Annotated in this window: 20 protein-coding genes; 13 read left to right on the top strand and 7 right to left on the bottom strand. The window is 40.0% G+C overall.

Features of this window, described 5'->3' with window-relative positions; all coding sequences use genetic code 11:
• Positions 1-6: 6 nt before the first annotated feature.
• The 5 genes from CDG76_RS00720 to CDG76_RS00700 all read left to right on the top strand — a co-directional run bounded on the left by CDG76_RS00720 (position 7) and on the right by CDG76_RS00700 (position 7,235).
• Complete coding sequence (locus CDG76_RS00720) at positions 7-2,286, top strand: patatin-like phospholipase family protein (protein WP_094347207.1); 2,280 nt, start codon at positions 7-9, stop codon at positions 2,284-2,286.
• Between the two features lie 128 nt (positions 2,287-2,414).
• Positions 2,415-2,819, top strand: coding sequence for a hypothetical protein (locus CDG76_RS00715; protein WP_094347206.1), 405 nt, complete (start codon positions 2,415-2,417; stop codon positions 2,817-2,819).
• A gap of 153 nt (positions 2,820-2,972) precedes the next feature.
• Positions 2,973-5,075: an ABC transporter ATP-binding protein/permease gene (locus CDG76_RS00710; RefSeq protein WP_094347205.1), complete on the top strand. Its 2,103-nt coding sequence runs from the start codon at positions 2,973-2,975 to the stop codon at positions 5,073-5,075.
• 28 nt (positions 5,076-5,103) lie between these two features.
• Positions 5,104-6,786, top strand: coding sequence for a GUN4 domain-containing protein (locus CDG76_RS00705; RefSeq protein WP_094347204.1), 1,683 nt, complete (start codon positions 5,104-5,106; stop codon positions 6,784-6,786).
• A gap of 38 nt (positions 6,787-6,824) precedes the next feature.
• A complete protein-coding gene (locus CDG76_RS00700) occupies positions 6,825-7,235 on the top strand; it encodes a hypothetical protein (RefSeq protein WP_223265088.1) in 411 nt (136 codons plus the stop codon).
• Between the two features lie 255 nt (positions 7,236-7,490).
• Here the strand turns inward: CDG76_RS00700 and CDG76_RS00695 are convergent, their stop codons facing one another.
• Positions 7,491-9,950, bottom strand: coding sequence for a hypothetical protein (locus CDG76_RS00695; RefSeq protein ID WP_223265087.1), 2,460 nt, complete (start codon positions 9,948-9,950; stop codon positions 7,491-7,493).
• Positions 9,951-10,497: 547 nt separating this feature from the next.
• Here CDG76_RS00695 and hisC point away from each other — a divergent pair.
• Positions 10,498-11,547, top strand: a complete 1,050-nt coding sequence (hisC, locus tag CDG76_RS00690; RefSeq protein ID WP_094347202.1) for a histidinol-phosphate transaminase — start codon at positions 10,498-10,500, stop codon at positions 11,545-11,547.
• 18 nt (positions 11,548-11,565) lie between these two features.
• On the opposite strand, the gene CDG76_RS00685 is transcribed toward hisC, so the two are convergent.
• The 3 genes from CDG76_RS00685 to tnpB all read right to left on the bottom strand — a co-directional run bounded on the left by CDG76_RS00685 (position 11,566) and on the right by tnpB (position 16,421).
• A complete protein-coding gene (locus CDG76_RS00685) occupies positions 11,566-13,734 on the bottom strand; it encodes a caspase family protein (protein WP_094347201.1) in 2,169 nt (722 codons plus the stop codon).
• Between the two features lie 161 nt (positions 13,735-13,895).
• Positions 13,896-15,074: a sulfate adenylyltransferase gene (sat, locus tag CDG76_RS00680; RefSeq protein ID WP_094347200.1), complete on the bottom strand. Its 1,179-nt coding sequence runs from the start codon at positions 15,072-15,074 to the stop codon at positions 13,896-13,898.
• A gap of 75 nt (positions 15,075-15,149) precedes the next feature.
• Positions 15,150-16,421 (bottom strand): IS200/IS605 family element RNA-guided endonuclease TnpB, encoded by a 1,272-nt coding sequence (tnpB, locus tag CDG76_RS00675; RefSeq protein ID WP_094347199.1) that lies wholly within the window; start codon positions 16,419-16,421, stop codon positions 15,150-15,152.
• Between the two features lie 262 nt (positions 16,422-16,683).
• On the opposite strand from tnpB, the gene CDG76_RS00670 reads away from it, so the two are divergent.
• Together CDG76_RS00670 and CDG76_RS00665 are read left to right on the top strand one after the other, a co-directional pair.
• On the top strand, positions 16,684-17,337 hold the full coding sequence (locus CDG76_RS00670; protein ID WP_094347198.1) for a Uma2 family endonuclease: 654 nt from the start codon (positions 16,684-16,686) through the stop codon (positions 17,335-17,337).
• Positions 17,338-17,461: 124 nt separating this feature from the next.
• Positions 17,462-17,731: a type II toxin-antitoxin system ParD family antitoxin gene (locus CDG76_RS00665; RefSeq protein ID WP_094347895.1), complete on the top strand. Its 270-nt coding sequence runs from the start codon at positions 17,462-17,464 to the stop codon at positions 17,729-17,731.
• Positions 17,732-18,439: 708 nt separating this feature from the next.
• Here the strand turns inward: CDG76_RS00665 and CDG76_RS36915 are convergent.
• Positions 18,440-19,135, bottom strand: a complete 696-nt coding sequence (locus CDG76_RS36915) for a hypothetical protein (protein ID WP_190240717.1) — start codon at positions 19,133-19,135, stop codon at positions 18,440-18,442.
• Between the two features lie 196 nt (positions 19,136-19,331).
• Positions 19,332-20,387, bottom strand: coding sequence for a tRNA 2-thiouridine(34) synthase MnmA (gene mnmA / locus CDG76_RS00650; protein ID WP_094347197.1), 1,056 nt, complete (start codon positions 20,385-20,387; stop codon positions 19,332-19,334).
• A gap of 431 nt (positions 20,388-20,818) precedes the next feature.
• Here mnmA and CDG76_RS00640 point away from each other — a divergent pair, with 431 nt between their 5' ends.
• The 5 genes from CDG76_RS00640 (at position 20,819) to CDG76_RS00620 (ending at position 25,909) form a co-directional block, all read left to right on the top strand.
• Entirely contained in the window at positions 20,819-22,057 is a 1,239-nt protein-coding gene (locus tag CDG76_RS00640; protein WP_094347195.1) for an RNA-guided endonuclease InsQ/TnpB family protein, read from the top strand.
• A gap of 167 nt (positions 22,058-22,224) precedes the next feature.
• Positions 22,225-23,181, top strand: a complete 957-nt coding sequence (locus tag CDG76_RS00635; protein ID WP_094347194.1) for a hypothetical protein — start codon at positions 22,225-22,227, stop codon at positions 23,179-23,181.
• Between the two features lie 148 nt (positions 23,182-23,329).
• Complete coding sequence (locus CDG76_RS00630) at positions 23,330-24,304, top strand: cysteine synthase A (protein WP_094347193.1); 975 nt, start codon at positions 23,330-23,332, stop codon at positions 24,302-24,304.
• 255 nt (positions 24,305-24,559) lie between these two features.
• Positions 24,560-24,898, top strand: coding sequence for a (2Fe-2S) ferredoxin domain-containing protein (locus CDG76_RS00625; RefSeq protein WP_094347894.1), 339 nt, complete (start codon positions 24,560-24,562; stop codon positions 24,896-24,898).
• Positions 24,899-24,946: 48 nt separating this feature from the next.
• Positions 24,947-25,909, top strand: coding sequence for a DUF5331 domain-containing protein (locus CDG76_RS00620; RefSeq protein ID WP_094347192.1), 963 nt, complete (start codon positions 24,947-24,949; stop codon positions 25,907-25,909).
• A 5-nt stretch (positions 25,910-25,914) separates the two neighbouring features.
• On the opposite strand, the gene ygfZ is transcribed toward CDG76_RS00620, so the two are convergent.
• Entirely contained in the window at positions 25,915-26,910 is a 996-nt protein-coding gene (ygfZ, locus tag CDG76_RS00615; protein WP_094347191.1) for a CAF17-like 4Fe-4S cluster assembly/insertion protein YgfZ, read from the bottom strand.
• Positions 26,911-26,987: the final 77 nt, after the last annotated feature.

Genomic DNA, 26,987 nt, shown 5'->3' with positions numbered 1-26,987 from the left:
ATTCTTGTGATCAATCTAGTAAATACACAAACAGTTTTAACATTTGATGGGGTAAATGATTATATAGATTTTGGCAGAAACGATATTGGCGGCGTTTTTGCTCAAGGGAGTTCAGCTTTTACGGTTTCAGGATGGGTAAATCCATACGAACTAACAAATAAAGCCACTAGTTACGGGACGCGCAATGTATTTTTTGCCCGTTCTTCCGAGAGATATAGCGATAATTTTGAATTCGGCATCAGTGAAGCAGGAAGCCTAGATATCTACATTGATGAAACTGTTAGCAAGGGTATCAAAACCTTTGGGCAAGGAGAATTAACTATAGAACAATGGCACTTTTTTGCTATTGTTTTTAATAGTGGTCAACTAGCCGTATACCTTGACGATCGTGAATACAACGATTCTCTTAGAGGTTCATCTTTAAACAAAGCAACAAGTTCTATAACTCTGGGAGCAACTTTACACAAACAGGTCTATTTCAAAGGACAATTAGCAAACATTAGTGTTTGGAATTATCCTTGTACTCAAGCACAAATCCAGACTCATCGTTGTGGGCTAATAGTCGGAGATGAATCAGGATTAGTGGCTTACTGGAAATTAGACGAAGGGCAAGGTACAACTGTCAAAAACCAAAAGGGAAAGTCCTATCAAGGAAATTTTCGTGGTAATCCTATTTGGACTTTAGCAGAAATTCCATTTGCAACACAATCATCAAATCCAGTTCCATTTGCAGCAGAATTATCCAATCAAGAAGATATTCAAGAAGAGATCCAAACTGAGACAGCAGTTATTCCTGAAGAAAATATCTCACCACTAACCACAAGTTTATTAGCAGCAACGGTATCGTTAGTAAGCGACGACGAAAACCAACCAAAGGAAATTCAACAGACAGAAATAAACAGCGAAGAATCCGAGATTATTCCAACTGCGATCGCTCTCGAACCACATGACGAGGAAACCAAAACAGACCAAACTGAAGATCCCGTCAATATCCAACAAGCACAAGTATTAACTCAGGAGGAATCGCCGTTAGTAAGCGTCGACGAAAAACAACCAAAGGAAATTCAACAGACAGAAATAAACAGCGAAGAATCCGAGATTATTCCAACTGCGATCGCTCTCAGTCCACATTACGAGGAAACCAAAACAAACCAAACTGAAGATCCCGTCAATATCCAACAAGCACAAGTATTAACTCAGGAGGAATCGCCAGAAACCATGAATACAAAAGCCCGTCCCAAATATAAAATACTTTCCATTGATGGAGGCGGTATTCGGGGCATTATTCCGGCATTACTCCTATCAGAAATTGAAAGGCGGACACAAAAGCCTATATTCAGTTTGTTTGATTTAATTACTGGCACTTCCAGCGGCGGAATTTTAGCACTTGGACTAACTAAACCCCGATTAAGTTCTGATGTATCTGATAACTTGCCAGTAGCTGAATACACTGCTGAGGATCTCCTACAGTTATTTATTGAGTATGGGGTAGAAATATTTTATGAGCCGTTGTTTGAAAGACTACTTGGCCCGTTAGAGGATATATTTCTCCAGCCAAAATATCCTTCCGAAAGCAAAGAAGAAATTTTCAGGCAATATTTTGGTAACGCCCTTATAGAAAATAATCTCAAAGAAGTTTTTGTAACGAGTTACGATATCGAGCAGCGAATTCCGATATTTTTTACAAACAAACTAGAAAAACAGCAAATAGAATCTAAGAATTTTCAGAAGTTATGTGGCGGTTTTTCGCTCCTAGATGCGGCATTGGCAACTAGTGCCACTCCGACTTATTTTGCTCCTCATCGGGTTGTAAACCCCCACAATAGCGGCATCGCCTATACTTTAATCGATGGGGGAGTATTTGCTAATAATCCAGCCCATTTAGCTATTTTAGAAGCACAAATTAGTAGTAAACGAAAAGGCCAAAAAGTCCTGAATACAGAAGATATTTTAGTAGTTTCTTTAGGTACAGGTTCGCTGACGAGTGTCTACCCTTATAAAGAAGTCAAAAATTGGGGACTCTTGCAATGGGGAAGACCGCTTTTAAATATTATGTTTGACGGTAGTAGTGAAGTGGTAGCTGGAGAATTAGAACAGGTGTTTGAACCTAGTGATAAAGAAGCTAAAAGTTTTTATTATCGCTTTCAAACCTTGTTAGATAGTGAACTAGAAGAAATAGATAATACCAAACTCCAAAATACTCGTCAGCTACAAGCTATAGCCCATCGATTAATATCTAACAAAAGTCAAGAAATCGATGAACTGTGTAGTCTTTTGTTGGGCTAAATCAGATTTCTTACATCTTGCACCAACTAACTAGTGCAAGATGTAAGATTATTAATTTCTTCACAAAAGAAATTAATAATGACTCTCGTAGTCATGTTTTCACTTTATAAGGATTGTAGGTAAGTACAATGGATGAACTCGTCAAAAAAATATCTGGTTTAGGCCTTCCTGGCATAATTTTCGTCATAGCAACGGGTGCAGCAGGGGGTAATGTCGCCGCCGTTGTCGCTATGCTTTCAACGCTGGGCGGGCCTTTAGGCCTCTTAGGAGGTTTAGGCTTGCTTGGGCTAGTAGCCGTTCTAGGGGAATATATAGCGGCATTTGGAATTGAAAACATTCTCAAGCTCGTCTATACAGAACGTAGCAAAACTGAATCTGTCAGATTTCTTCTCAAAGAAATTCAAGAATTGCCCATTTCAGATGAGTTAAAACTCAAACTGAAACATCATATTAGCCCAGTAGTCGTTACTGAGCCTGACCAAGGTCCTTTTCCGAGAACAGTCGAAATTGTTGATGAGGAACCATTAATCTAGTACCGCAAGGCGGAAGTTAAAAGGAGTCAGTGCGCCCTTGCGGTGCCGACTTGTTCGCTATCTAAAAGGAAAAATGGCCTTTGAGTCTAACTTAATTCTCAAAGGTCATTTCAAAATTCCTAGTGTAATTAGTAACGGCTACATTTTTAGAATATGCAAACTCCATCTGTGCGTGAGCAAAATACAACAAATCCTTTTTCAGCCTTGATTCAATTTTGGCAGGATGTGAAAGTAGTTGCCGGGCCTTATTGGTATCCAACAAAAGCAGAAGGAAGAGCATTTTCAGATGTGATTCGCTCATGGGTAATGCTCATTTCCTTAATATTATTAATAGTCGTAATTGTCGGTGCAAATGCTGCAAATAGTTACTGGAATCGCTATGTAATTGATATCGTTATTGAACAGAAAGACCTTGATAAATATAATAGTACTTTATGGCTGTCCAGTCTCATTATTGTCGGAATGGTCTTGTTAGTAACTCTTTTAAGATATGTTAGAAAAAAAATAATTCTTGACTGGTATAAATGGCTAAATATTCATGTTTTAGAAAAATATTTAAGCAATCAAGCTTATTATAAAATCAATTTTAAATCTGATATAGATAATCCAGATCAACGCTTATCCCAAGAAATAGAACCTATTACTAGTATTGGCTTGAGATTCTCATCTTCTTTACTAGAAAAATCTTTAGAAATGGGAAGTTCTTTGATAATTCTTTGGATAGTTTCTTCACAAATTGCAATTTATTTAGTTATTTATACAATTATAGGTAATTTAATAGCTGTTTATTTGAATCAATCAATAAATAAAATTAACCAAGAAGAACTTGCATTTAAAGCAGATTTTGCATATTGCTTAACTCATGTTCGTAATCACGCTGAATCAATTGCTTTTTTTCAGGGGGAAGATGAAGAATTAAATATAATTCAGCGCCGATTTAATAATGTTTTAAAAACTGCTGAACGCAGGCTGAATTTAGAGAGGGGACAAGACGCTTTTGGTAGAGCATATCAGTCTGCCATTAGCGTATTCTCAATGTTTATTCTTACACCTTTATTTCTTCAAGATCAAATTGATTATGGACAAATAAACCAAGCTAGTTTTGCTTGCTTTATGTTTTCTAATGCTCTAGGAGAACTAATATCTGAGTTTGGAATTTCAGGAAGATTTTCTAGCTATGTAAAGCGTTTAGCAGAGTTTTCAGATGCGCTACAGGCTGCTAGTGAACAACCAGAGAACGCCAGTACTATTCAAATTCTAGAAGAAGAACGTTTAGCTTTTGAAAATGTCACTTTACAAACACCAAATTATGAACAGGTAATTGTTGAAAATTTGTCATTTGCTGTTGAGCCAGGTGAAGGGTTATTGATTGTTGGCTCTAGTGGTAGGGGCAAAAGTTCTTTGTTGAGAGCGATCGCTGGTTTGTGGAATGCGGGGACTGGGCGTCTAGTGCGTCCTCCCCTAAAAGAAGTATTATTCTTACCCCAACGGCCTTATATCATTTTAGGGACTTTGCGCGAACAGTTGCTCTATCCTCACACAGACAGGAAAATGAGCGATCGCGAACTTGAACATATTTTGCAACAAGTTAACTTGCAACACTTACTTACCCGTGTCGATGGCTTTGATACAGAAGTTCCTTGGGAAAATATATTGTCTTTAGGAGAACAACAACGCCTCGCTTTTGCACGGCTATTAATTACACATCCTAGTTTCACTATCTTAGATGAAGCAACGAGTGCTTTAGATTTAAATAACGAAGGTAATTTATATCAACAGTTACAATCAACGAAAACAACTTTTATCAGTGTTGGACATAGAGAAAGCTTATTTAATTATCATCAATGGGTGTTAGAACTTTCACAAGGATCTAATTGGCAACTTGTTTCTATGCCAGATTATCAATTGCAAAAAGGGATTGTTATTAAACCAGTTGAAAAGGAGCAAATTACGATAGATATTTACCCTAAAAATGAACTCAAAATGAAACCAGAATCAGCAGCGATGTCTAACGACAAGCCCTTCGGGTTCGAGAGTTCGCAATCGACGGGAACCGCCAAGACTGCGACTCCCTCACCGCAAAGCGTCTACGCCACAATTATAGGACTTTCTCATAAAGAGCTTCAGACATTAACAGACTATTCTATTACTACGATTAGAAGCAAGGCTAGTCAAGAAAAGTCTGTGACTACTAAGGATGGTGTAACCTACCGCTATAATAAAAACCCGAATGTATTGAAATGGGTAAGAGTTTAGTAACTATTTGTATATTTCAAAATAAGTGATGCTAACTAGAAAGCAAAAACAATTAGTTACTTATGAATCTATTACGATTTATGAAACACATTACAAATTTCCTACTTTAAAAAATCCAAAATTAAAAAAAGTTCAAAGAAAAATTAGAAAATGTCAAAGCTTAATAAAAGAAGGTACTAAATATTATTCTTATTTTTGGGGAATAATCAAATGGAAAAAACAAATTAATCAAGGAGAAACTTTAGCAGAGGTTAAATTATTAATTAGAGATTATACTCAACTTCTTGATTTTTTAGAAAATTATAAAAATAGTTATCAAAATTTTTTATTAAAATTTATAGATGACTGGAAAAATTTGTTTAATCAAAAATATGATGAAATTAGAAAAGTAAATGAAGAAAGAAATAAGCTAGAGATAAAAAATTATACAAATCCTCAAATAATTGATAATCTGAAATGGGAAGAAGAAGAAAATTTAAAATCTATTTTGCTATTAAGTAATACTAACTTTTTAATATTAGAAAAAGTAAAACTACTCAGTGAAGGAATTAAAAATTTAGCGGAAGATACCAAAAATCAAAAGCAAGCTATTCAGAAAATACTTAAAGATATAGAGGTGTATCAAGAAATTTATGAATACCAAGTCAGAGCTACAAAAATTCGTCAAGAAATCGCAAAAATAGCTGAAACAGCAATTAATCTAGAAAAGTCTCTACAAGATTACTTTAGTCCGTTTCAATCTTTAATAGATGATGTAGTAAAAGTAGATGCAGATTTTTATGCAATTGTAGGAGAAATTCAAAATTTAGCAAGTAGTACTCTAAGTTCTCAAGCTAATTTATTAACGATACAAGATACTATTACTATGTCTCATGACATCCTGAATTTATTAGTGGCAAGTTATGATAAAAAAGGTAGACTGCAAGATGCTTTTTTTCAGTCAAAATTATTAGATTTACAGGTTCATGACTTTAATTTTAGTAAAGATGAGATAACTTTAAATCAAGCGATTTACTTAATATCTAATTATATGTCTACTCAACTGGTTGCTCAAAAGAAAGTGCTAGGGATAGAAGAAACAGATATTGTTTCTGATTATTCTCAACTTTTTATAGAGAAAACAGAATTGACGGAACAACCTAATATTGATATTGAGTTGGCTACAGAATTTAAAAGTAATTGGAATATTGATTACAGTAAATTGCAAAACCTCCTTACACAGTATAAGTGGCAAGAAGCTGATATTGAAACAGCTAAGTTAATGCTAGAAGTCATGGGTAAGAATGATTGGAATGAAGTTTACAAAGAAGATATTCTTAACTTTTCATGTGAAGCTTTTCATAAAATCGATCGACTTTGGCAACAATACAGTCATGGTTATTTTGGTTTTAGTGTTCAGCAAAGTATTTGGAACGAAATAGGCGGTCAAATAGATTATGAAACAGAAAAAAGACTTGGCGATCGCCTGGGTTGGCGAAAAGAGGGAAATTGGTTAAATTACGACCAACTAACTTTTAAATTATCCCCGACGACACCGATGGGACATCTACCAGTTAAATGGTTACATTATAACCAAAATATATTAGACATACCCCCACATTCATCTACAACCCCCCTGTCAATGGCAGCTTGGCGAGTTGGATCTTGGCTAGTATGGCAGATGCATTTATTTTTTACTCGTGCCAAAACTTGTCATGAAACTTTACCATGAGTGAATCGCACATTATTTAATAATATGGGAGAAAGCTAATGAATAATATGAATCTGTCAGATACAGAAATAGAAATTTTACTTTTTGGAAAATGGCGTTTTAATACAAATTGGGAAAAAATTTCTATTGAATTTAAAGATAATATGACTTATGAGCAAACTAGAATTCAAACGTTTCTTTTATCTAAACCCAGCGAATTTATCACGGGTAATAAATTTACTGGTGTATGGCACGTAAATGATAGAAGATTATGTTTAATTGTTAAAACTGTTCCTAAATCATTTTTCAATTTGCGATTACTGATATTATCTAAAGTAGATTTGGCAGATATGATAGCTAGCATCTACTCTATATTTATAACCGAGAATTATGAAGTTATTGAAATTGATAAATTAAAATTTTTAATCAGCGACAAAAATCAGAGAATTGCTGGTATAAAAATCAATTAATACTTTTTCCATGCTGGTAATATTAACTTAAGAAATTTAGGTAAAATATTAGCTCTGTATAAGTTCTTACGATTCTGCATTTTGGTAGTAGACTTCTTGAAATTCATTTACAATCTTAATATGAATAATATTAATCTTATGCATAGATAGCTTAATAAATTTTAGAGCTTGCAAAATTTATTGTGCTAACCTAGTTTAGTACCACTAAGACTAACTATAACTTGAATTTAACTCGTTTTTAGCTTACTTATGTATTCATTTTGGACAATTGGGTTTTCTGATAATGTGCATACCTAAAATTTTTAAAGTACTATTATTATCGCGGATAGTAAGTGATGTTAACTCTTGACCCAACACATAAAAGCTACCCATAATACTAACCCAATTGTACAGTCCCTTTTTTGCTCTGTTAAGCGTTATTGTCGCATTCCTTCGATTATTTGCTCCTTTAAGTATTAAAATACCACCAAAATTAAAACTACCCGATGCAATTAATTTGCTGCTATTAACGCTAGCCGTGATATTGGCAAAGGTGTAGCCTAAAAACTTGAGACTTCCTGCAATACTGGCAGAATTATTGATATTACCATTAGTTCCCTTGGTCAGAGTGACTGTAGCGCCGTTGAAAGCTAAAATACCAAAATTGAAATTACTTGTAGCTTGAAATCCGCTCTCGTTCAGGCTGATACCTAACGCGGGGAATTGTTTGCCTAAGAGAGTAACATCGCCTAAACCAAAAACCTTTTTATTAGTTAAATCAAGTTTAAAACTAGGAACATTGAGCTTTATAATATTGCCTAAATTAATAGCTACATTATTAATTGAAATGTTCTGAGTGTTAAATGATAAAGTGCCGCTACCCAAAGATTGATTAAAAGCAATAATATTTGCTGTTCCTGTTGCGCTTTGATTCTTCAAATTAACTGTGAGGTTTGGAATAGTGAAAGTCAAGAAACCTATTAAACTCAGCCGAACATCCCTCAGATTGACACTATTTTGAGTAACATCAAACATAATGCCTGCTAGGGTATTTCCAAAAACTGAAATTGTTCCTAAACCACTACCGCTACCAGATTTTATATCGATACTCAGGGCATCAACATCAATACTCAACAGATTGGCTAAACTGAGGTCAAAGTTTTTAAAGGTAGTATTGGTAGGGGTAATTTTAAATTCAACATTCGCAATTTCGTTGTCAAGAATTTCTAGATAACCATCTCCCTGAAGATACTGCTCACTAGGCGTTACCTTTAAAGATAAATCTAAACTATCATTATCCGTTCCCTTAATTTTCAGAAATCCTAAATCAATTTCCAGAACTTTTAATGAACCAGAGATATTATTAAAAGTTTTATCTCCTTGAAGTATTAAGATTGCCTCATGCCCCCAAGCATTAAGTTTACCATTAATTTCTAAACCTTCTGATATCGCTTGAGCCGCAATTATTGTCGGAAAAGGAACATACTTAATTAAAGGATTGATTTTTCCGTCTCCATCCCCATCAATTGATTTGATGTTTAAGTTCACTAAGCTTTCTAAAAGACCTAGTGCTTTGTTAACTAAATCGGTTGAATAACCTACTTGTTTGGTAAGAAAGGAAGCGACTGGCCCCCGCCACAAATCTATTAAGCTAACTGCTTGCTTGGGATTTAAAATTAAAGCTAATCTTTCAGGATCATTAGTGTCCATGAGAAAAGCTACCTCAAGGTCTGTTTTTTCCCATTTCAAATCACCAATAAAGCCAAAGTTATCAAAGTAAGGAGGTAAATACGTTCCGCCTCCTTGAAACCTGATATTGCGGAGTTCAGTTCCTACCAATCCATAGGGATTACACCAAGATTTTTCACCTTGTTGACAAAAGTATGCTGTTAAAGATTCGGGTTCGAGAGAGAGACTACCAGAGAGAAATAGTTTAGGTTCTTTTTCTTGGGTGGGATCGTAGCCTTGAAGAATCAAATTTCCAGTTAATACAAAGTTTGGCTCTAAATCAGCCCCAATATTTAACCCAATGAGCAAATTATTAAAAGTAGCTTTAAATTGTTGCTGGGAAAATAGCTGAATATCGCCTGCAATATTACCTGTTAAGCTAACTTGTCCTGCCGGATTAAAGTTAATTATCGCTCCTAAGCACCCAATTCCTAAGCTTTGATGAATAAAACTGCTGAAATTTGTCTGGAGATTATTGAAATCAATATTTCCAATAAAGTTGAATCCTCTGCTTAAGTTAATGTAACCTAATTTTGAATGTATAACAGAATGTTCAATATCAGTGATAATTAGCTCTGGGTTGCTTAATTTTAAATCGTTGATAATAGGAAGCTGACTCGCTAGGTTACTAAAAATAAAATCTTCGTTTAATTTATATTTTAATGTGGTTTGCTTGCCAAAAAATAATTCAATATCTTGGGTATTTAGTAATCCTTGAAAGCTGAGTTCAAATTCTTGAGAAGTTTTATTAATTTTATATTTTGGTGCAGATATTCTAATTTCAGGCTTGCCAAATATTTCAACAATAATTCTATTCAGCGCCACATTCATGTGTGGGACTGTACTATGAATGCTAAAAAGTTTGTCTAAATTTAACTGTAAATCATGGTCAAAATCTAAATAAATTCCTGAACTGGACGAGACTAAATTTACATCATCTGAAAGTCCAAGTTTTAATTTGATAGCGTTAGGTAAGGGAATTATTGTAAAATCAATGCTATTAGTCATAAGTGAATTGACGTAAATGTTTTTAACAGATTGGTTTAGAGGTTATTTCTAGCAAAACCTTTAGTACCTCAACTCAAGTCTTTGCTGGCTGATAGATCGTATTCTCAAAAAAACTTTGAATACCAATTCGTCAGAACTAGATGTGAAAGTTTCCCTGAATTTAGTAGAGCTAAGTTTTCTTGCCGATGTATCATGTCTACCAAGTCGTAGAATGGACGGCTTCTTTCAACTTGAAATCGTTAGTATAGTTCTGGATTCCATTTATCTGGCATATTTTGATAATTCGTAATTCGTAATTTATAAAGCCGTATTTTCTGATGTAAACGACAAAAAACGATATCGTCAGAAATTGCGGGTTGAAATTTGCTTAAGATATGCGATGAGGTGCGTAAGCGTAGCGCGCACTTCTCTACAAGACGCTGCGCGTAGCTTGGCTTGCTTCCACGTTCGCGCAGCGTGCCGTAGGCAAGTGGTACGGCATGGTTCGACTCCGCTCACCAGGCGCTCTGTTGCCACTGTAGACATTCCACCCAATTTACCATGCCCTATGACCAACTACTTTCGCTCTAATGTTGATGCAATGGCTAGCTACATTCCCGGCGAGCAGCCTCAACGCGGTACACAAATTATTAAACTTAACAGCAATGAGAACCCCTATCCTCCTTCTCCTGCGGCATTAGCTGTGCTACGAAATATTGATGGTGAGTGGTTGCGGCGGTATCCAGAACCTTTCGGGGGGGAGTTCCGGGAAGCTGCAAGTAAAGTTTTAGGAGTTCCTAGTGATTGGATAATTGTCGGAAATGGCAGTGATGAATTGTTAAGTGTGGTGATTCGAGCCTGTACTGAACCTGGGAAAAAGGTAGTTTATCCGATGCCTACTTACGTGCTATATCGCACATTAACAGAAATGCAAGCGGCGGAAATTATTGAGATTCCCTACAGCAAAGACTACAGTTTACCAAAGGACGAATTAGTTGCTGCCAATGGAGCGGTAACATTTATTGCGTCGCCCAATAGTCCATCGGGGCATGTGGTGGCAACAAATGATTTGCGAAAATTAGCCAGCCAGTTATCTGGAGTTTTAGTGATTGATGAAGCATACATAGATTTTACCGAAGAGAATGCATTGGCTTTGGTTAAGGAATACGAAAACGTCATTGTGCTTCGGACACTATCTAAGGGGTACTCGTTGGCAGGATTACGATTGGGCTTTGGGGTGGCGAATCCTAAACTTTTGCAGGGATTGTTTAAGGTTAAAGATAGCTATAACATTGATGCGATCGCTTGTGCAATTGGTACAGCTGCTATCACTGACCAAGCTTATAAAAATGCTTGTGTAGCCAAGATTAAAGCATCACGGGCTAAGTTAGCAACAGACTTGAAACAATTAGGTTTTCATGTCTGGGATTCCCAAGCTAACTTTTTGCTGGCACAGCCAAGAGAAGGAAACGCAGAATACCTCTATCAAAAACTCAAGGAACGGGGAATTTTAATCCGCTACTTCAAGCAGCCTGGACTAGATGATAAATTACGCATCACTGTTGGGACGGATGAGCAAAATCAGGCTTTAGTAGAGGCACTAGCTACAAACCTTTAATTATTCACACCCACTTACTTACAACACTTGAAAACTAAAGCTAAGACTTGCCCAATTATTCACATCCAAGCTATGTGAATCGGCTGTTGTGACGTTCATATCCGTTTTGAGGGTACTAGCGTTATGTAAGTCTTGTAGCAAGGCTTGTACAACGTCTAAGGAATTCAATAATGGGCCAATTGGCCCTTCTTCGGCTGTGGAATACTTGGCAGTGTTCAAGGCAGCGAGAGTTCCCTTAAAGGGGGCAGTACTAAAAATCAGTTGGTGTTCGCACTCAGAAGCTGGCCCTGAAATCACCCATTCGGAAGCAGTATTCGTTTGGGGTAGGGTGAGGGTTTCACCTGGAGCGATGACGACTTCTTTAAGCAGAGGTTTGGTGTCTGCGGTGTTTGGTTCTTGGGGAGTTTCCCAAGAATAGAAGGCGATCGCTGTATGATTATTGTTTAATCCCAGCAATATTAAATATACTGGGCGATCGCTCTGGTTTTCTACCCGATATTGCATTCGACTACCGATAGGAACAATCGGAGTAGGGAGTGATTTTTGAATCGAAGTTTCTGTTTTGAAAGTTCGTACTGTTTGGCGTTGCATGATAACGCGAGGCGATATGTTGTTAATTATTTCTAAGGTTGCCTTGAGAGCCAAGCGAGAAGAACCTTGATTTTCTGTAAGTCGCCATAACTTGGCTGCTAACAAGGTTGATAATTTTGGCGCTAACTTTTGCACTGTTAATTTTACAGCTTCTCCTGCTTCCCCAGTGGCATTAGAAATTAGTTCGCCACCAAGAGAAAATAAACCATAGCGACTAGGTGTTTGCTGTAGTTTGGCAAATAAATAATCAGCCGGTTTTTCCCCTGCGACTACGGTGGAGACATGGGGAAATGCAGCAAAGGCACTTGTAGCGTCTACCCGCTCAATTCTTTCTAAGCCAGTATCCAAAGCAATTATTAAATGAATATTTCGGAGTAAAACCCGGACTGCTTCTTGGACAAGTTGCCCGATTTGTAGGGGATTTGCACCTTCTATTTGGGTAATTTGCGCTTTTGCTGTTAACCCAGTCCGCGATCGCAATACTAATTCTTCTGTTGTTGTTGCTAAGGTAAATCGAGAATTCACTCCGTAGTATAGCAGCACTTGTGGCGGTAATCCTGCTAACCACAGCTGGACTGTTTTGCCGTCTTCTTCAATCGCTCTCACCGCGCCTTCTGCACCAATGATACTCTCTGGCAAACCTAACCCCCCAGCCCCCTTCCCTACAAGGTAAGGGGGAGAATTCAAAGCCTCTCTCCTCTTAGGAGAGAGGTTTGGAGAGAGGTTTTCCAGATTCCCTGGTTGTTGTCTGCTACCCAATTTGGATAGAGAATTTTCTACATGGGAAAGGGAGACTTGAATTCTGGTAGTTGGGGTGAATTCCCACAAATACTGCGTCAAGGCGTAAGTAAATAACCCAGCACTAAAACCAGAAAAGAGTTCTTCCCTGGCAGGCTGCTTGGGATTTGAGGTAGCTGCTAAGACAATCGGCGTGCTAGGTAACTTTTGAGTTTTAAGTTGTTGGAGAAAGTCGAGTTCTTCTGCTGCTAGCTTTGCCTCTAATGATTCTGGAAGGGCACGACTTTTTAATCCTAATACTGGGGTTGGCGCATAATAGCTAGTATCTAATACTGCTGTGACTCGATTTGTAGGGAGCGATCGCAATAATAGCAGTAGAGTTTCTTCTAATATATAGTTGACTATTTTCTCATCTTGTGATTTAGAACTGGCATTAGCTGGCACCAGAGCATTTTGCATTGTCTCTGGTGATGTCTCCAATTTTACACGACTGCCATAACCGCTAAAGTGAAAGACGACCACATCACCGGATTTAGCTTGCTTACCCAGATGATCCAAAAAAGCCGCCTCAATGAATTCCCTGCTAGCTTGTTCCTCAGTTAATGTTAAGATATCTGACCCTTGGAAACCAAAGCGGTGAATCAAAAGTTCTCTTTGTAGTTCCACATCCGTCAGACAACCACTGAGGGCTGGAATTTTCGGGTATTGGTTAATACCTATTAACAATGCCAACTTGCGCGGACTGGGTTGTGCCAAAGCCTGATAATAGCGATTTCCCAAAGACAACCACTCAGCTTCAGTTATCCCCAATACCGCGAGTATTGAGCCAATTCTCTCTAAAAACGTGCGACGTTTCATAATTAGCTATCAGCCCTCAGCTATTCAGTTAGCAGCTTACAGGGCTGAACTCTGTATTGTAAAGTTACAAAAACGTGGGAAGGGGGAGTGGGGGAGAAATCAATTCAAAATTCAAAATTCAAAATTAAAGAACTTCTGCCTCCTGCCTCCTGCCTCCTCTCCTAAGCTGGTACTTCTATTCGCATTGCCCGTGCCAACTCTGCTGCTACCTCTGGACGAGAAAATTCTGGTGGAGGTAATTCACCGCGGCGCAGCATTTCCCTAACTTTTGTACCTGATAGGTGAATGCGTTCTTCTGGCCTGCTGGGACTAGTTTTAGATGTTGCCATCTGCTTAGTGCGCGTGCAGTAGAAAGCGTGTTCAAATTTCATCGGCACAATGCCTAATTCACTTGGTTCAAATTCATCAAAGATATACTGAGCGTCGTAAGTGCCGTAATAGTCACCGACACCAGCATGATCTCGTCCGACGATAAAGTGAGTACAGCCGTAGTTTTTGCGGACTAAAGCATGGAATATGGCCTCACGAGGCCCAGCATAACGCATTGCGGCTGGATTGATTGCCAAACTTACTCTGTCTAATGGGTAATAATGTTCCAGCAAAATTTCATAGCAGCGCATCCGCACATCAGCGGCAATATCATCTTCTTTTGTCGCCCCGACTAATGGGTGCAAAAATAAACCATCAACAATTTCTAAAGCGCACTTTTGAATATATTCATGGGCGCGGTGGATGGGGTTGCGAGTTTGAAAGCCGACGATGGTTTTCCAACCCTTGTCTTGAAATAGTTGCCGTGAGGCAGCTGGATCGATTTGATAAGTGGGAAACTGGGGATGAGGTTCGCGTTGCAACAACCAAATATTACCCGCCAGATGTACAGTACCTTGGTTATAGAGTACCTGCACGCCGGGATGTTTGACATCATCAGTGCGGTAGACTTTTATTGCTTCGCGGGTTTTGTCGTAGTTATACTTTTGCGTGAGTTGCAAAACTCCGATAAATTCGCCTCTGGAGTTATCCAGACGGATTAAGCCGCCTTCTTGTAACGGGGAAGCTACTTCTTCGCTTACCGATAGTGTAATGGGGATTGACCACACAAGACCGTTAGCTAATCGCATTTCTGTAACAGTGCGATCGTAGTCTTCTTGGTTCATAAAACCCGTCAGCGGACTAAAAGCACCGATCGCAATCATTTCTAGATCGGAAACGGCGCGATCGTCAAGTTGCACTCGCGGCAAAAAGTCAGCTTTTGAGAGAAACTCTGCTCTTTGTTCTGGTGTGGCGATACGGTTAACCAACTGTCCACCGTGCGGGGCTATGGCATCTGGATTTTGACTCAACGTAATCCCCTCTCTGCTTTTATTGCTATTGTTTCAGATTATGTACTAACTTTTGAACTTCGCATTGATGTGAAGTCACGCGATTCCTGTTTCAACGAGTCCTGCCTGGATTGCTCCAGGACTTACAGATTCTCCACAGGCGTTTAGAGCCTCCGTGATCCCCACGGCGGCTGCCTTGAAAAGTCGAGGGACTGCTGGGGTCTCCCCAGCAGTATTAATACCCTCGCTTTTCGCTATTAATCTCAATCCCTCGCCCAAAATATTTAAAGCGGCGTTTCCATCACGTTCATTGTAATTACTACAACTAGGGCAAGACCATTCACGCAACTTTAAATCTTTGACCAGTGGATTGATTGCTTTACAGCAATTACAAGTTTGAGATGAAGGATAAAACGTACTAACTTTCTGCACAATTCTGTCATGCCAGAAAGATTTGTATTCGAGCATGGTAACGAATTTTGACCAACTAGCTTCTGTTATACTTAGGGCTAATTTGTGGTTTTTAACCATGCTAGCAACTCGCAAATGTTCGATACAGATAATGCTGTTTTCTTTAATTAAGCGAGTTGAAAGTTTGTGCAGAAAATCGTCTCTTAAATTCGTAATCCGTTCATAAGTACGAGCCAGCTTGATTTTCGCTTTGACTCTATTACTACTACCTTTTACACTACGAGATAGTTTTTTATGTGCCTTGCGTAGCTTTCTTTTTTGAGTTCTATAATATTTAGGATTTTCTACAACTTCACCATTGCTGGTAACAAGATAGGACTTAATTCCCAAATCTAAGCCAATATTTTGTGTGACTTGAGAGTATTTTTTTATCTCTATTTTGCATAAAATACTAGCAATATATTTACCCCTTGAAGTGCGAGTTATCGTAACGTTTATAAGCTTTCCGATAATGTCTTGAGATTTATGAAACCTTACCCATCCTAACTTTGGAAGCTTTAAACGATTCTCTATTACCTGGATATTACCGTTGGTCAGATTAGTTTTATAAGACTGCTTGTAAGCATGTTTCTTTTTGAATTTAGGAAAACCTACATTTTTCTTATCTTTAACTTTATTTAAGTTAGCAAAAAAGTTTTTATATGCTGTCTCTAAATTCTTGAGTGAGTTCTGTAAAGCAAACTTATCTACCCGTTTAAGCCATTCGATTTCTTTCTTCAGCAAAGTTAAGTGCTGACTGCAACTATTGTAGTTTAAGGTTTTTTGCTCATTACTATAGAGATCCCTTCTCAATGCCAAAAAGTGATTATACACAAACCTTGCACAACCAATAGTCTTGTTAATTAAGACTTCTTGATTATGATTAGGAATTAGTGTAACTTTAAAGGCTTTTTGCATTTTTATTTTGATATTTCGCTATAATAATTTTACCATGCTATGCAAGCATCTAATATTCTAAATATAGAAATATGGAACGCCTAACTCATGACTGGAAGTCACGAGTGTGCGGCTGAAGTCCATCAAATGCTGGTACGTAGAGAAAAAGAGTTTAGGAAATGGAAGAAAACTTTGCAACTTGCCTCTAACCTATCTGATTAGGTTAGGCTAAAGCTAATCCAGCCTCAAGTTTCAGAATAGTTCCTTTATAAGGAAAATGCTTATGACTGCTGTATCCCCCGTTGTTAAACCTGTTAGCCAAATGCGGCTAGCGCCTGGTAGTACAGTGAATATCCAGGATATCAGTTGGGAGGAATTTGAGTCTATTTTGCAAGAACTGGGCGAAAAGCGATCGCTACGAGTTGCTTATAGCAAGTCTATGTTAGAAATTATGGTTCCTCTACCCGAACACGAAAAATCAAAGGACTTAATTTCGGATATTGTAAAAATCTTGTTGAAGATCGCCGGGAAAAGTTATGAACCCTTCGGTTCAACGACCTTCAAGCGAGAGAATATAGCGGGGGTAGAACCAGATACTTGTTTCTACATCCAGAATTACCAAAGAATGATCGGTCGTCGCAAACTAGAACCAAACGATCCGCCTCCTGATTTGGCAATTGAAACAGATGTGACATCAAAAACCACTCTTGATGCTTACGTTGCGATCGCAGTTCCAGAACTATGGATTTACGATAGTAAAAAGCTGAGAATTTATTTACTCAGCAATGGACATTATATTGAATCTGATAACAGTCCTAACTTTCCAAATATGCCTCTAACTCAAATTATTCCCGCTACGGTTGAACGCGCTTGGCAAGTAGGAACCGTACAGGCTTTGAAAGAGTTTGAAGAGGCATTAGATAGAAGTAGTTTTTGATGGAGAGTACGTAAGCGTAGACCACCGCAGGTATAGCTTTTGCTAATTGATCCTTGTATGGCAATAAATGGCATAAACTGCCATAAAATAATATTATGAAGGAAAAATTAGGGAAGTTGTGCCAGTGAAAAGTATAAATATATCTCTCCCTGATGCGATGCGGACTTATATAGAAGAGAAAGTGGCGACTGGTGGCTACAGCAGTGTTAGTGAATATTTCCGTGAGTTAGTGCGCCAAGACCAAAAGCGTCAAGCGGCTGAACATTTGGAAGCGATGCTTTTAGAAGGTCTAAATTCTGGGAATGCAACTGAGATGACTCCTGACGATTGGGAAGATATACGCCAAGCTGTGCGGGAAAGAATCGCCAAGCATAAAGGGCCAAACCAAGGTTAATAAATAATAATTTTAGTGACTCAGAAACTGCAAATATTCCAATAGTAGTAACAGCAAGTAATCTAACGTTCTAATATAACTCTTTATTTCTTCATAATTGCCATTACTGCCAAAATAAAAACTCGCAATCTGAGGTACATTTAAAACTCGCATAGCTTGTAATTGCTCAATTGCCTGAGCTTGATTAACAATTTGACCTGGGGATTGAATTTGACTTGCATAACCTCTGAGATTTACTGTTAAAAGTTCAAGTTCTTCTAACAGAGAAAACTGTTCGTCTTCTGGTGGAAACTGAATAGCAATTTCTTGTCGTTCGGTGCAAGTATTCTGATATAGCGTTTCCTAATCACATGAGGTACATCTTAGCCCTCTCCTCGCTTGCGGGGAGGGGGTTGGGGGTGGGGTTCTTGTACCTCACTTAACCGAGAACCGCTATATGCGTTAATCAACTGTGTTAACAATTGATTAATATTTCTCTTAGTCAATTCTTGCTCATTTAACTTATTCAATGAATACTTGTTGTAGGGTAAATGAAAAAATAAATACTTCAAGCTTTAGTAAAAACTCTTGAAAGTACAAGGATGAAGAAATTTTGGGAAAATACCCGCGATCCTATTGAATACGGGTTCAATATAATATCCACTAGATATAACTTTATTGGAAATAAGACTAAAGTTAGAGAGCGATGGCAGCAGCAACTTAACCTAATTAAAAAAATTCAATGTCATCCGACTCTGCTACCGGATCATAGTTTTGAGGAGTATCTGTATCTGGAAAATCCCACGAACTTAAGACCAGCAGACCAGCCCCATCGTTCTTGACTTTCTGTAAAGCATTGGGGAGCGCGTGTAAGATTTTAGCTACATCTGCGTCAGCATCAAGGTCAAACTCTGAGCCAGGGGGGCCACCGTAGTCTAAAGTACACTTGGCTTTAGTAGAATAGCTTTGCCAGTCAACATCTAGCGTTTGCGAGACTAGTTCTAAAGCACTAGCTACCTCTTGCCGATGCAGCAGCATATTTCCCAGATAACCCGGCAGTTGAGCAAACCGTTCATAACCTATGCCTGTCATTAACACGACGGTAGGTAAGACTCTTGATTGTAAAGCAAATTCAACTAGATGCTCATCGGATTGCCAGTCAGGTTTTTCTATTAATAATTTGAATACCAGTTCGTGAAACGGACGATGAAAAAGCCGCTCACCTAGTTCCGCACCAGCCAGCACACCCGCGACAACTGCTTCAGCATATTTTGGCGTAACAGGCGGTGCCACAGAGCGCAAAATAAACGGTTTAACTTCAGGCAGACTACCTACTCCCACTGCGGCTCTATCAAACTGAGGCTTAATCTCAGTCCAATCAGACTCTTCAACCTTGAAAAACCACCAAACACCGTCAACTCCCATAAAATTCTTGTATGAGCAATGCTATATATAGCAAACTGTAAACAGTAAGACCTGAAAAGGATCAGTGATTAGCTCTTTTTCTGGCATTATTATCCAATTTAAACACAAAAATACCCCTCTAAAACTCAGGGCAGCTTTTGCCTATCTGAAGTTTGGAAAAGGGTAGTTTTTGCTTCTACCGAAACCGGGGTTGGGTTCAACTAAACTGTTCAATTATTCCGCCACCTAACACTTTTTCCCCGTCGTACCACACCGCCGCTTGTCCGGGGGTAATACTGATTTGGGGTTCATCAAACACCAAACGCACACGGGAGTTTTCCAACGGAATCACCGTCACTGGTGTAGCCGTTGAACGATAGCGAATTTGCACTTCGGCATGAATTGGGGTCGATGGTTCGGCAATGGAAACCCAGTTTACCCGATTTACAGTGCATTCTGGTTGAGTTACCTTAGTGCGATCGCCTACTACTACTTTATTATTTTCTGCATCTAATTCAATCACATACAACGGTTCGGCAGCAGCAATTCCCAAGCCTTTGCGCTGGCCAATGGTGTAATGATGGACACCATCATGCTGTCCCAAAACTTTACCTGTCACATCGACAATATCGCCTGTTTTGGGAGCTAAATATTTATCCAAGAATGCCCGCATGGAACCGTTACTTTCCACTAAGCATAAGTCTTGACTTTCTGGCTTGTCAGCAGTTTTCAGTCCGTATTCAGTTGCAATACGCCGCGTGTCAGTTTTTTCTAGTTCGCCCAAAGGAAATATAGTTGCTGCAAGTAAATCTTGAGACAAATCATAGAGAAAGTATGACTGGTCTTTGTTGCGGTCAACAGCCCTTAATAATTGGTAACGTCCAGTTGCTTCGTCATAGCTAATTCTGGCATAATGACCAGTGGCAATGCGATCGCATCCCAATTCTTCACGAGCATACTGCACCATTGGCCCAAACTTCACCGTTTTATTGCACTGTGAGCAAGGCAAAGGTGTAATCCCAGCACTGTAACCAGTTACTAGGTAATCGACAATATGCGTCTGAAATAGATCCCGAATATCCACAACCTGATGGGGAACGCCCAATTGTTCACAGAGTTCAGCCGCGTCGATCATACCTTCAGAGCAACATTGACCTTTGCCTTTCATTAGCCAAAGAGTCAAACCAATCACTTCATAGCCCTGATGGTGCAGGATAGCTGCGGCGGTGGAACTGTCAACGCCACCAGAAAGACCAACGACGACTTTTTTCATACAAAGCACGACAATCTGCGTGGTTGTCCAATTGTAGCACACACTCTTTCATTGCCTTGCTACTAAAGCGCTTCAGTTTTAAAGCAGGAGGCAGGTGGTCACGGAGCGTAGTCGAAGTGAGGCAAGAGGGAAGAGAATTTGACTTGTTTCTTCCATCCATAACGGAAGCAAGTGCGTCCGTAAACAGCTTTCATCTAAGATTAATTACGAGTCGTGATGCGTAAAGCCCCCGTGCTTCTAGCCGGGGGATATAAGCGAATAGGACAAATTTATTTGTCCGTCAAGCTTCTAATAAATTCTCTAAAAATATCATTTAAGCTACGTTCTTTCTTGTGGCAATACTTCACAAGAACCTCGTACTCCTCATCTGAACATCGCACAGTTAATTTTTTCATGCCGTCATAATGCCGTCGTTGTGGTACAATATTAGCATGAAGACACTAAAGTTTAAGTTGTACGAACACAAACGGAATAGATACCTCAAGCGGATGATTAACGCAAGTGGGGTTATCTATAACCATTGCATTTCTCTGCATAAACGGTACTACCGGATGTGGAGCAAACACTTAAGCTGTCCAAAACTTCAGTCTCATATTGCCAAGCTAAGAAAACGTAATCCATTCTGGCAATCAGTCGGTTCTCAAGCGGTACAAGATATTTGCCAGCGAATTGAGAAAGCCTACCAACTATTTTTTAAGCACAACAAGAAAGGAGTTAGACCACCAGGATTTAAAAAGATCAAAAAGTACAAATCATTCACTCTAAAGCAAGCAGGATATAAATTTCTAGGCGGTAATAGCGTCAAGATTGGCAGTCGCGTTTATCAATATTGGAACTCTAGAGAAATTGAGGGCAAAATCAAAACGCTGACCCTTAAGCGCACCCCATTGGGTGAGCTATTTATGGTTGTTGTAGTTGATAGTGGTGAGGCAGCCTCTATCTTCTCCCAAGGGGAGACGCGAAGCGCGATGGCGGTTTCCGTCGATAGCGCAGCGTTAGCGAGTCATCGAGCGTCTGGGGGACTGCCTTTCCCGTTGGGCAATGAACCAGAAATCAAATTCACGACTGGTAAGATAGCGGGATTTGACTTTGGTTTAAAGACATTCCTGACCTGCTCAGATGGGACAACAATTGAGTCTCCCCAATTCTTCAAACAATCACTCAATGCAGTCAAAAGAGCAAATCGACATCACTCTAAGAAGTTGAAAAGTTCGTCCAACAGAGAACGAGCAAGAAAGAACTTGGCACGCGCCCATGAAGACATAGTTAACCGTAGAAGTGATTGGTTTTGGAAATTAGCACATGATTTAACCGACAGGTTTGACGTGCTGTGTTTTGAGACGCTTAACCTCAAGGGAATGAAACGTTTATGGGGAAGAAAAGTTAGTGATTTAGCGCTTCGAGACTTTCTAGATATCCTAGAGTGGCAAGCATTGAAGAAAGGTAAACAAGTGGTCTATATTGACCAGTGGTATCCTTCTAGCAAAACGTGTTCCTGTTGCGGACACGTTTTAGAAACTCTAGATTTGTCAGTCAGAGAGTGGCGTTGCCCATCATGTCAATCCGTGAATGGACGCGATGACAATGCGTCTAGGAATATTCAAACCGTTGGGGCATCAATGGTTGGGTTAGGTGATGTAAGACTGGCTACGCCTGCAATCGCTGTCTGAGCCTAGAATCCCCCGTTTGAAAAACGGGGGAGTATGTCAAGTTAACGCTATATAGTTGCTACAACGGTAAACTAAATTAGTTCCTGATGGAAATTACCTAAAAATACTGTGACTACTTTCTAACTATTATGTCGAGAGGAATATCAAGTAAATTTATCCCATTTCAGATGCAGCGCCGAAATTCTCAGGGTTGGAAGCCCACTATTAGACTTCTCTTTTTGTTAGTGGGAGGATGGTTAGTACTGATTCCCGACTCTACCCCAGCAAAAGCACAAATTTCCAACAGCAACGTATTACTAGCTCAAGAAACTGGTGAGATTTTACCGCCAACGCCAATTCCCTTTGGTCAACAGCCATCACCGCAGTTACAACCGGCTCAAGCAGAGGATTTCAATCAACCGGAAGTGAACTTTCAGCCCACCCAACCAGTACAAGACACTCAATTGGAGCAGAATTTTCAGCCTTCCCAACCATTACCGAATAATCAATTTGAGCAGAACTTTCAGCCCTCTCAACCATTACCGAACAATCAATTTGAGCAAAATTTTCAGCCCTCTCAACGTTCACAGTTTAGTCAATATAACCAGAACTTTGAGCGCTATTTAGTTTACGTTGATGGTAGTGATTTACAGACACTACAAGCCATACGTCAAATTGAACCCAGTGCTTACATTCGCCAGTTCCAAGGCCGGACTGTAATTCAGTCAGGAGTTTTTAACAGAGTCGCCAACGCCCAACAACGGGTGAATGAGCTACAGTCACGAGGCATATATAACGCCCGAATTATCAGCTTTGGTAACGGGCAGGAAATAAATGCAGACAATGGCAACTATAACTATAGAGACGATCGCAATAATATAAATGCTAATAGGCGAGTCTCTAGATATTATGTCGCCATTCCCACCACTTCTGAACAGTTACCTGCGATCGCAGCACAAGTTAGGCAGAATCTAGGCGGATTGACACAAGATTTAGGACGATCTGGCGGAGTCCTCGAAAGGACGCAACCACGAGGGCCACACGTAGCGGTAGGGCCTTTCCAAAATCGATTCCAAGCTGAAGAATGGAACAAGTATATGCGAAAGCTCGGATACGGTAATGCCAGAGTTTACTACGGAAAGTGAATTAGTGGGGAGTTAAGAGTGAGATAGGAAGGACACCAACGGCAAGCGCTCTAATGTAAGTATCATAGAATTTTAGGCAAATCAGTTGTAAATCATGCTACAGCTATAAGCCAAAATTTTTATAGAAACTCACACAACTACAGTCAAAATGGATATAAAGAATGGCTTCGTTGGCGCTGTTGGCAATACCCCTTTAATTCGCTTAAACAGTTTTAGCGAAGAAACAGGGTGTGAAATCCTTGCGAAAGCAGAATTTCTCAATCCTGGGGGTTCTGTCAAAGACCGCGCCGCACTTTACATCATCGAAGATGCGGAAAAGAAAGGTCTGCTTAAACCTGGTGGCACGGTAGTAGAAGGAACCGCTGGTAATACTGGCATTGGACTAGCACATATTTGCAACGCCAAAGGCTACAAATGCCTAATTATTATTCCCGATACCCAGTCACAAGAAAAGATAGATGCACTAATAGCACTAGGAGCAGAAGTTCGTCCCATCCCTGCCGTACCCTACAAAGACCCGAACAACTACGTCAAGCTATCTGGTAGAGTAGCTGCTGAGTTGGAAAATGCTATTTGGGCAAATCAGTTTGATAATTTAGCCAACCGCCTCGCCCACTACGAAACCACAGGGCCGGAAATTTGGATGCAGACAGATGGTAAAATAGATGCATGGACAACTGCAACTGGTACTGGTGGTACTTATGCTGGTGTAGCATTGTACTTAAAAGAACAAAATCCAGCAATTAAATGTGTTGTAGCCGATCCGCTGGGTAGTGGACTTTATAGTTATGTCAAAACTGGCGAAATCAACATAGAAGGAAATTCCATCACTGAAGGCATTGGTAACGGTCGTGTCACAGCCAATATGGAAGGCGCACCTGCTGATGATGCCATCCAAATCGATGACCAAGAAGCTTTGCGAGTAGTTTACCAACTGCTGAGGAAAGATGGGTTGTTAATGGGCGGCTCAACAGGTATTAATGTTGGGGCAGCTGTTGCCTTAGCGAAGCAATTGGGGCCAGGACATACTATTGTCACCATCTTGTGTGATAGTGGTTCCCGGTATCAGTCGCGGATATTCAACCCGGAATGGCTAGCCTCAAAAGGACTTTCAATAGATTAGTCATTGGTCATTGGTCATTAGTCACTTGTACTCAGTTTCGACTGCGCGGTAATCGAGCGAAGCCGAGATTCAACTACCGCTTGTCGTTGGTGTGGTAACAGAGCGTAGTCGTACCCCTCCGGGGAAGCAAGCTACGCGCAGCGTCTGTCTACGACACGCTGCGCGAACGTAGAGAAGTGCAGCCTCTCCAAGAGTTGTATTGGTCATTAGCTTCCGACTTTTGACAAATGACAAATGACAAATGACAAAGGACAAATGACCAACACCACTCAACCATCAGACTTCCCAAAAATAGATCGAGATTCTGCTCCTAAATGTGTGCGAGTTTGTCAAAACCGTACTTGTAAAAAGCAAGGTGCAGTCAAGGTTTTAGCAGCTTTTACAGCTTTGCCAATCCCTGGCGTAACTGTAACGGCTAGCAGCTGTTTAGGACAATGTGGCAATGGGCCGATGGTGCTGATATTACCGGATATGGTCTGGTATAGCGGCGTTCAACCGGATGAAGTATCTCTACTGATAGAAAATCATTTGCTAGGTGGTCAAAGAGTCAAGCAGATGCTCTATTATCGGTTTCATCCCCAGAAATCAAGCTAATTAAAAATATCAAGGTCTGCAATCTTGTTGACTGAAGTGAGGCATCCAATGAATATCCAGCAGCTGCGTCAATCCTTAAAACAAAAGTGGCTTATTTACTACAAGCAAAATACTTCCTGGCTGGTCAAAATGCGAATTTGGGCCACTTACGATGGTCTACGCCGTCCTTTGTCCGGTTTTATTTTGGCAACACTGTCTGTTTTAGAACCCCAATTTGATGAAATACTTGCTTTTATGATGGATCTGAATAACGATCCAGATAAAATAGTCGCCGCTTTAGGTCTTAACTTCAATCCTGATGAAGAGTTACGTTTAATCAAATCAGAGCATTCTATGGCTATAAGCCAAGTTGAAAGCGAGTCGCCAGATGAGAAGCATTCTGAGGATAAACATCTATCATCGGCTGTAACTGCCAGCAAGATTGCGCTTCATTCTCTTGCTAAGACTCTAGATTCCAACTTGTCACGCGCCGATGAACTTGTGCCATCAATTACAGCTACCACTGAAGTAGTTCGCACACGCAAACCTGAGTTGATAGTAGCAAATGCAACTAAAATTGCTCCCGATACTCCGGCAAAAACGCCAGCCTCCGGTTTGCTAAGGAAATATCAACCAGTACGCTGGCACTCTGGTCAGTTACCTTCAGGAGCATCGGCGACAATGACCAGTCAGGTTAACAGCAAAGCCAAAACTATGCCATCTGTGGCATTAGCTACCGAAGTTAAGAGCAACGCGCCATCTGGCCGAATCCCTGTGGGTGCATCGTTGGCAATTACAACAGAGATTAACAGTAATGGTAAATCAGTGCGATCGCCCCTTGGGCGGCTCCCTTCAGGAGCATCGCTAGCAATTACTACTGAGGTTAAAAGTAACGACAAACAACCGAATATTCAACCACAAGAAGTTAAGAGCAAAGTGAATTTACCAACTACAAATGCCCGTAGTATAGCTTCTTGGGTAGATGAATTTTGTTACGGTGCTAGGGATAAAGAGAAAGATATTTTGATTTGAATTGCTTACGGGTACTCGTGAGAAACAAACGGGATTTCTACGATTTCACCCTCACTTTCTCCCACTTTGACTTTTAAGCCTACGCCACCAGCTTTAGTGCGAATGTAACCTAGTCCAAAGTAACCATCAGCTGTTTCTGTGTAACTAGTCAGTTTACCGACCTTTTCATCTCCAACTGCGATCGCACTTCCAACTTCCACAGGGGCACTGAGACGAATACCCAACAGGTGTTGTTTTACACCTTTATATGTATTTAACCGAGCAATAGTTTCTTGCCCAATATAGCAACCTTTAGTAAAAGAAATTGTTTGCCACAAACCAACTTCCAGAGGATTGTAATCATCTGTGAGTTCCGCATCTGGGGCGGGGCGGCCTTGTAAAATTCGCAAAGCATCCCAAGCGCGATCGCTCATTTCTACTGCCCCAGCTTCTAACAATTTGTTCCACACCGAAGATTTATCAGTATAGGGAAAAGTGAAGGTGTATCCAGGCGCAGCTAACCCGCTACCCACAGCAATTCGCACGCCCTCAGCCGGAGCGATCGTGTATACTTGGTGACTACCGTAAGGTTGTCCGATGAGTTCGCTAATACCCAACTTTTCTAAAACAGCGTCGCTTCCTGGGCCAATCAGGCTGAAGGTGTTGGTGTATTGGGTAATATCAGATAATTCCACTTTATCTGCATAGAAAATATATTTATCCAGCCATTCCATGAGATATTGGCGGCGGTTAGGCGAAACCAGCAGGATTACCGCATCTTCTCTAACGTAGGCGGTTGCTAAATCAATTGTTCTAGCTGTGGAAGTGACAAAAACCGTATCACAACCTTGTCCAGGCTTGAGTATTTGGAAATTGTTAGTACTTTGGTTGTGTAAGAAATTGAGGCGATCGTCGCCAGCGACTTTGATGCGTCCCCAAGCGGTGCGATCGCATATTGCGACCCCAACTCTGGCGGCTTCGATAGCTGCTGCGTCTTTATCGTCAATTGTAGATGTTGGCATGGTGATGAAAAGTTGCCCTGTTTCAATGTTGTCGCACTGGAAATCTTAGCAAATAAGCGTTTGCGGCTTCAATGCAC

The sequence above is a fragment of the Nostoc sp. 'Peltigera membranacea cyanobiont' 210A genome, assembly GCF_002246015.1.
Lineage (GTDB): Bacteria > Cyanobacteriota > Cyanobacteriia > Cyanobacteriales > Nostocaceae > Nostoc.
The sequence above is the reverse complement of the archived record's forward strand: the minus strand, read 5'-3'. Positions and strand labels throughout refer to the sequence as shown.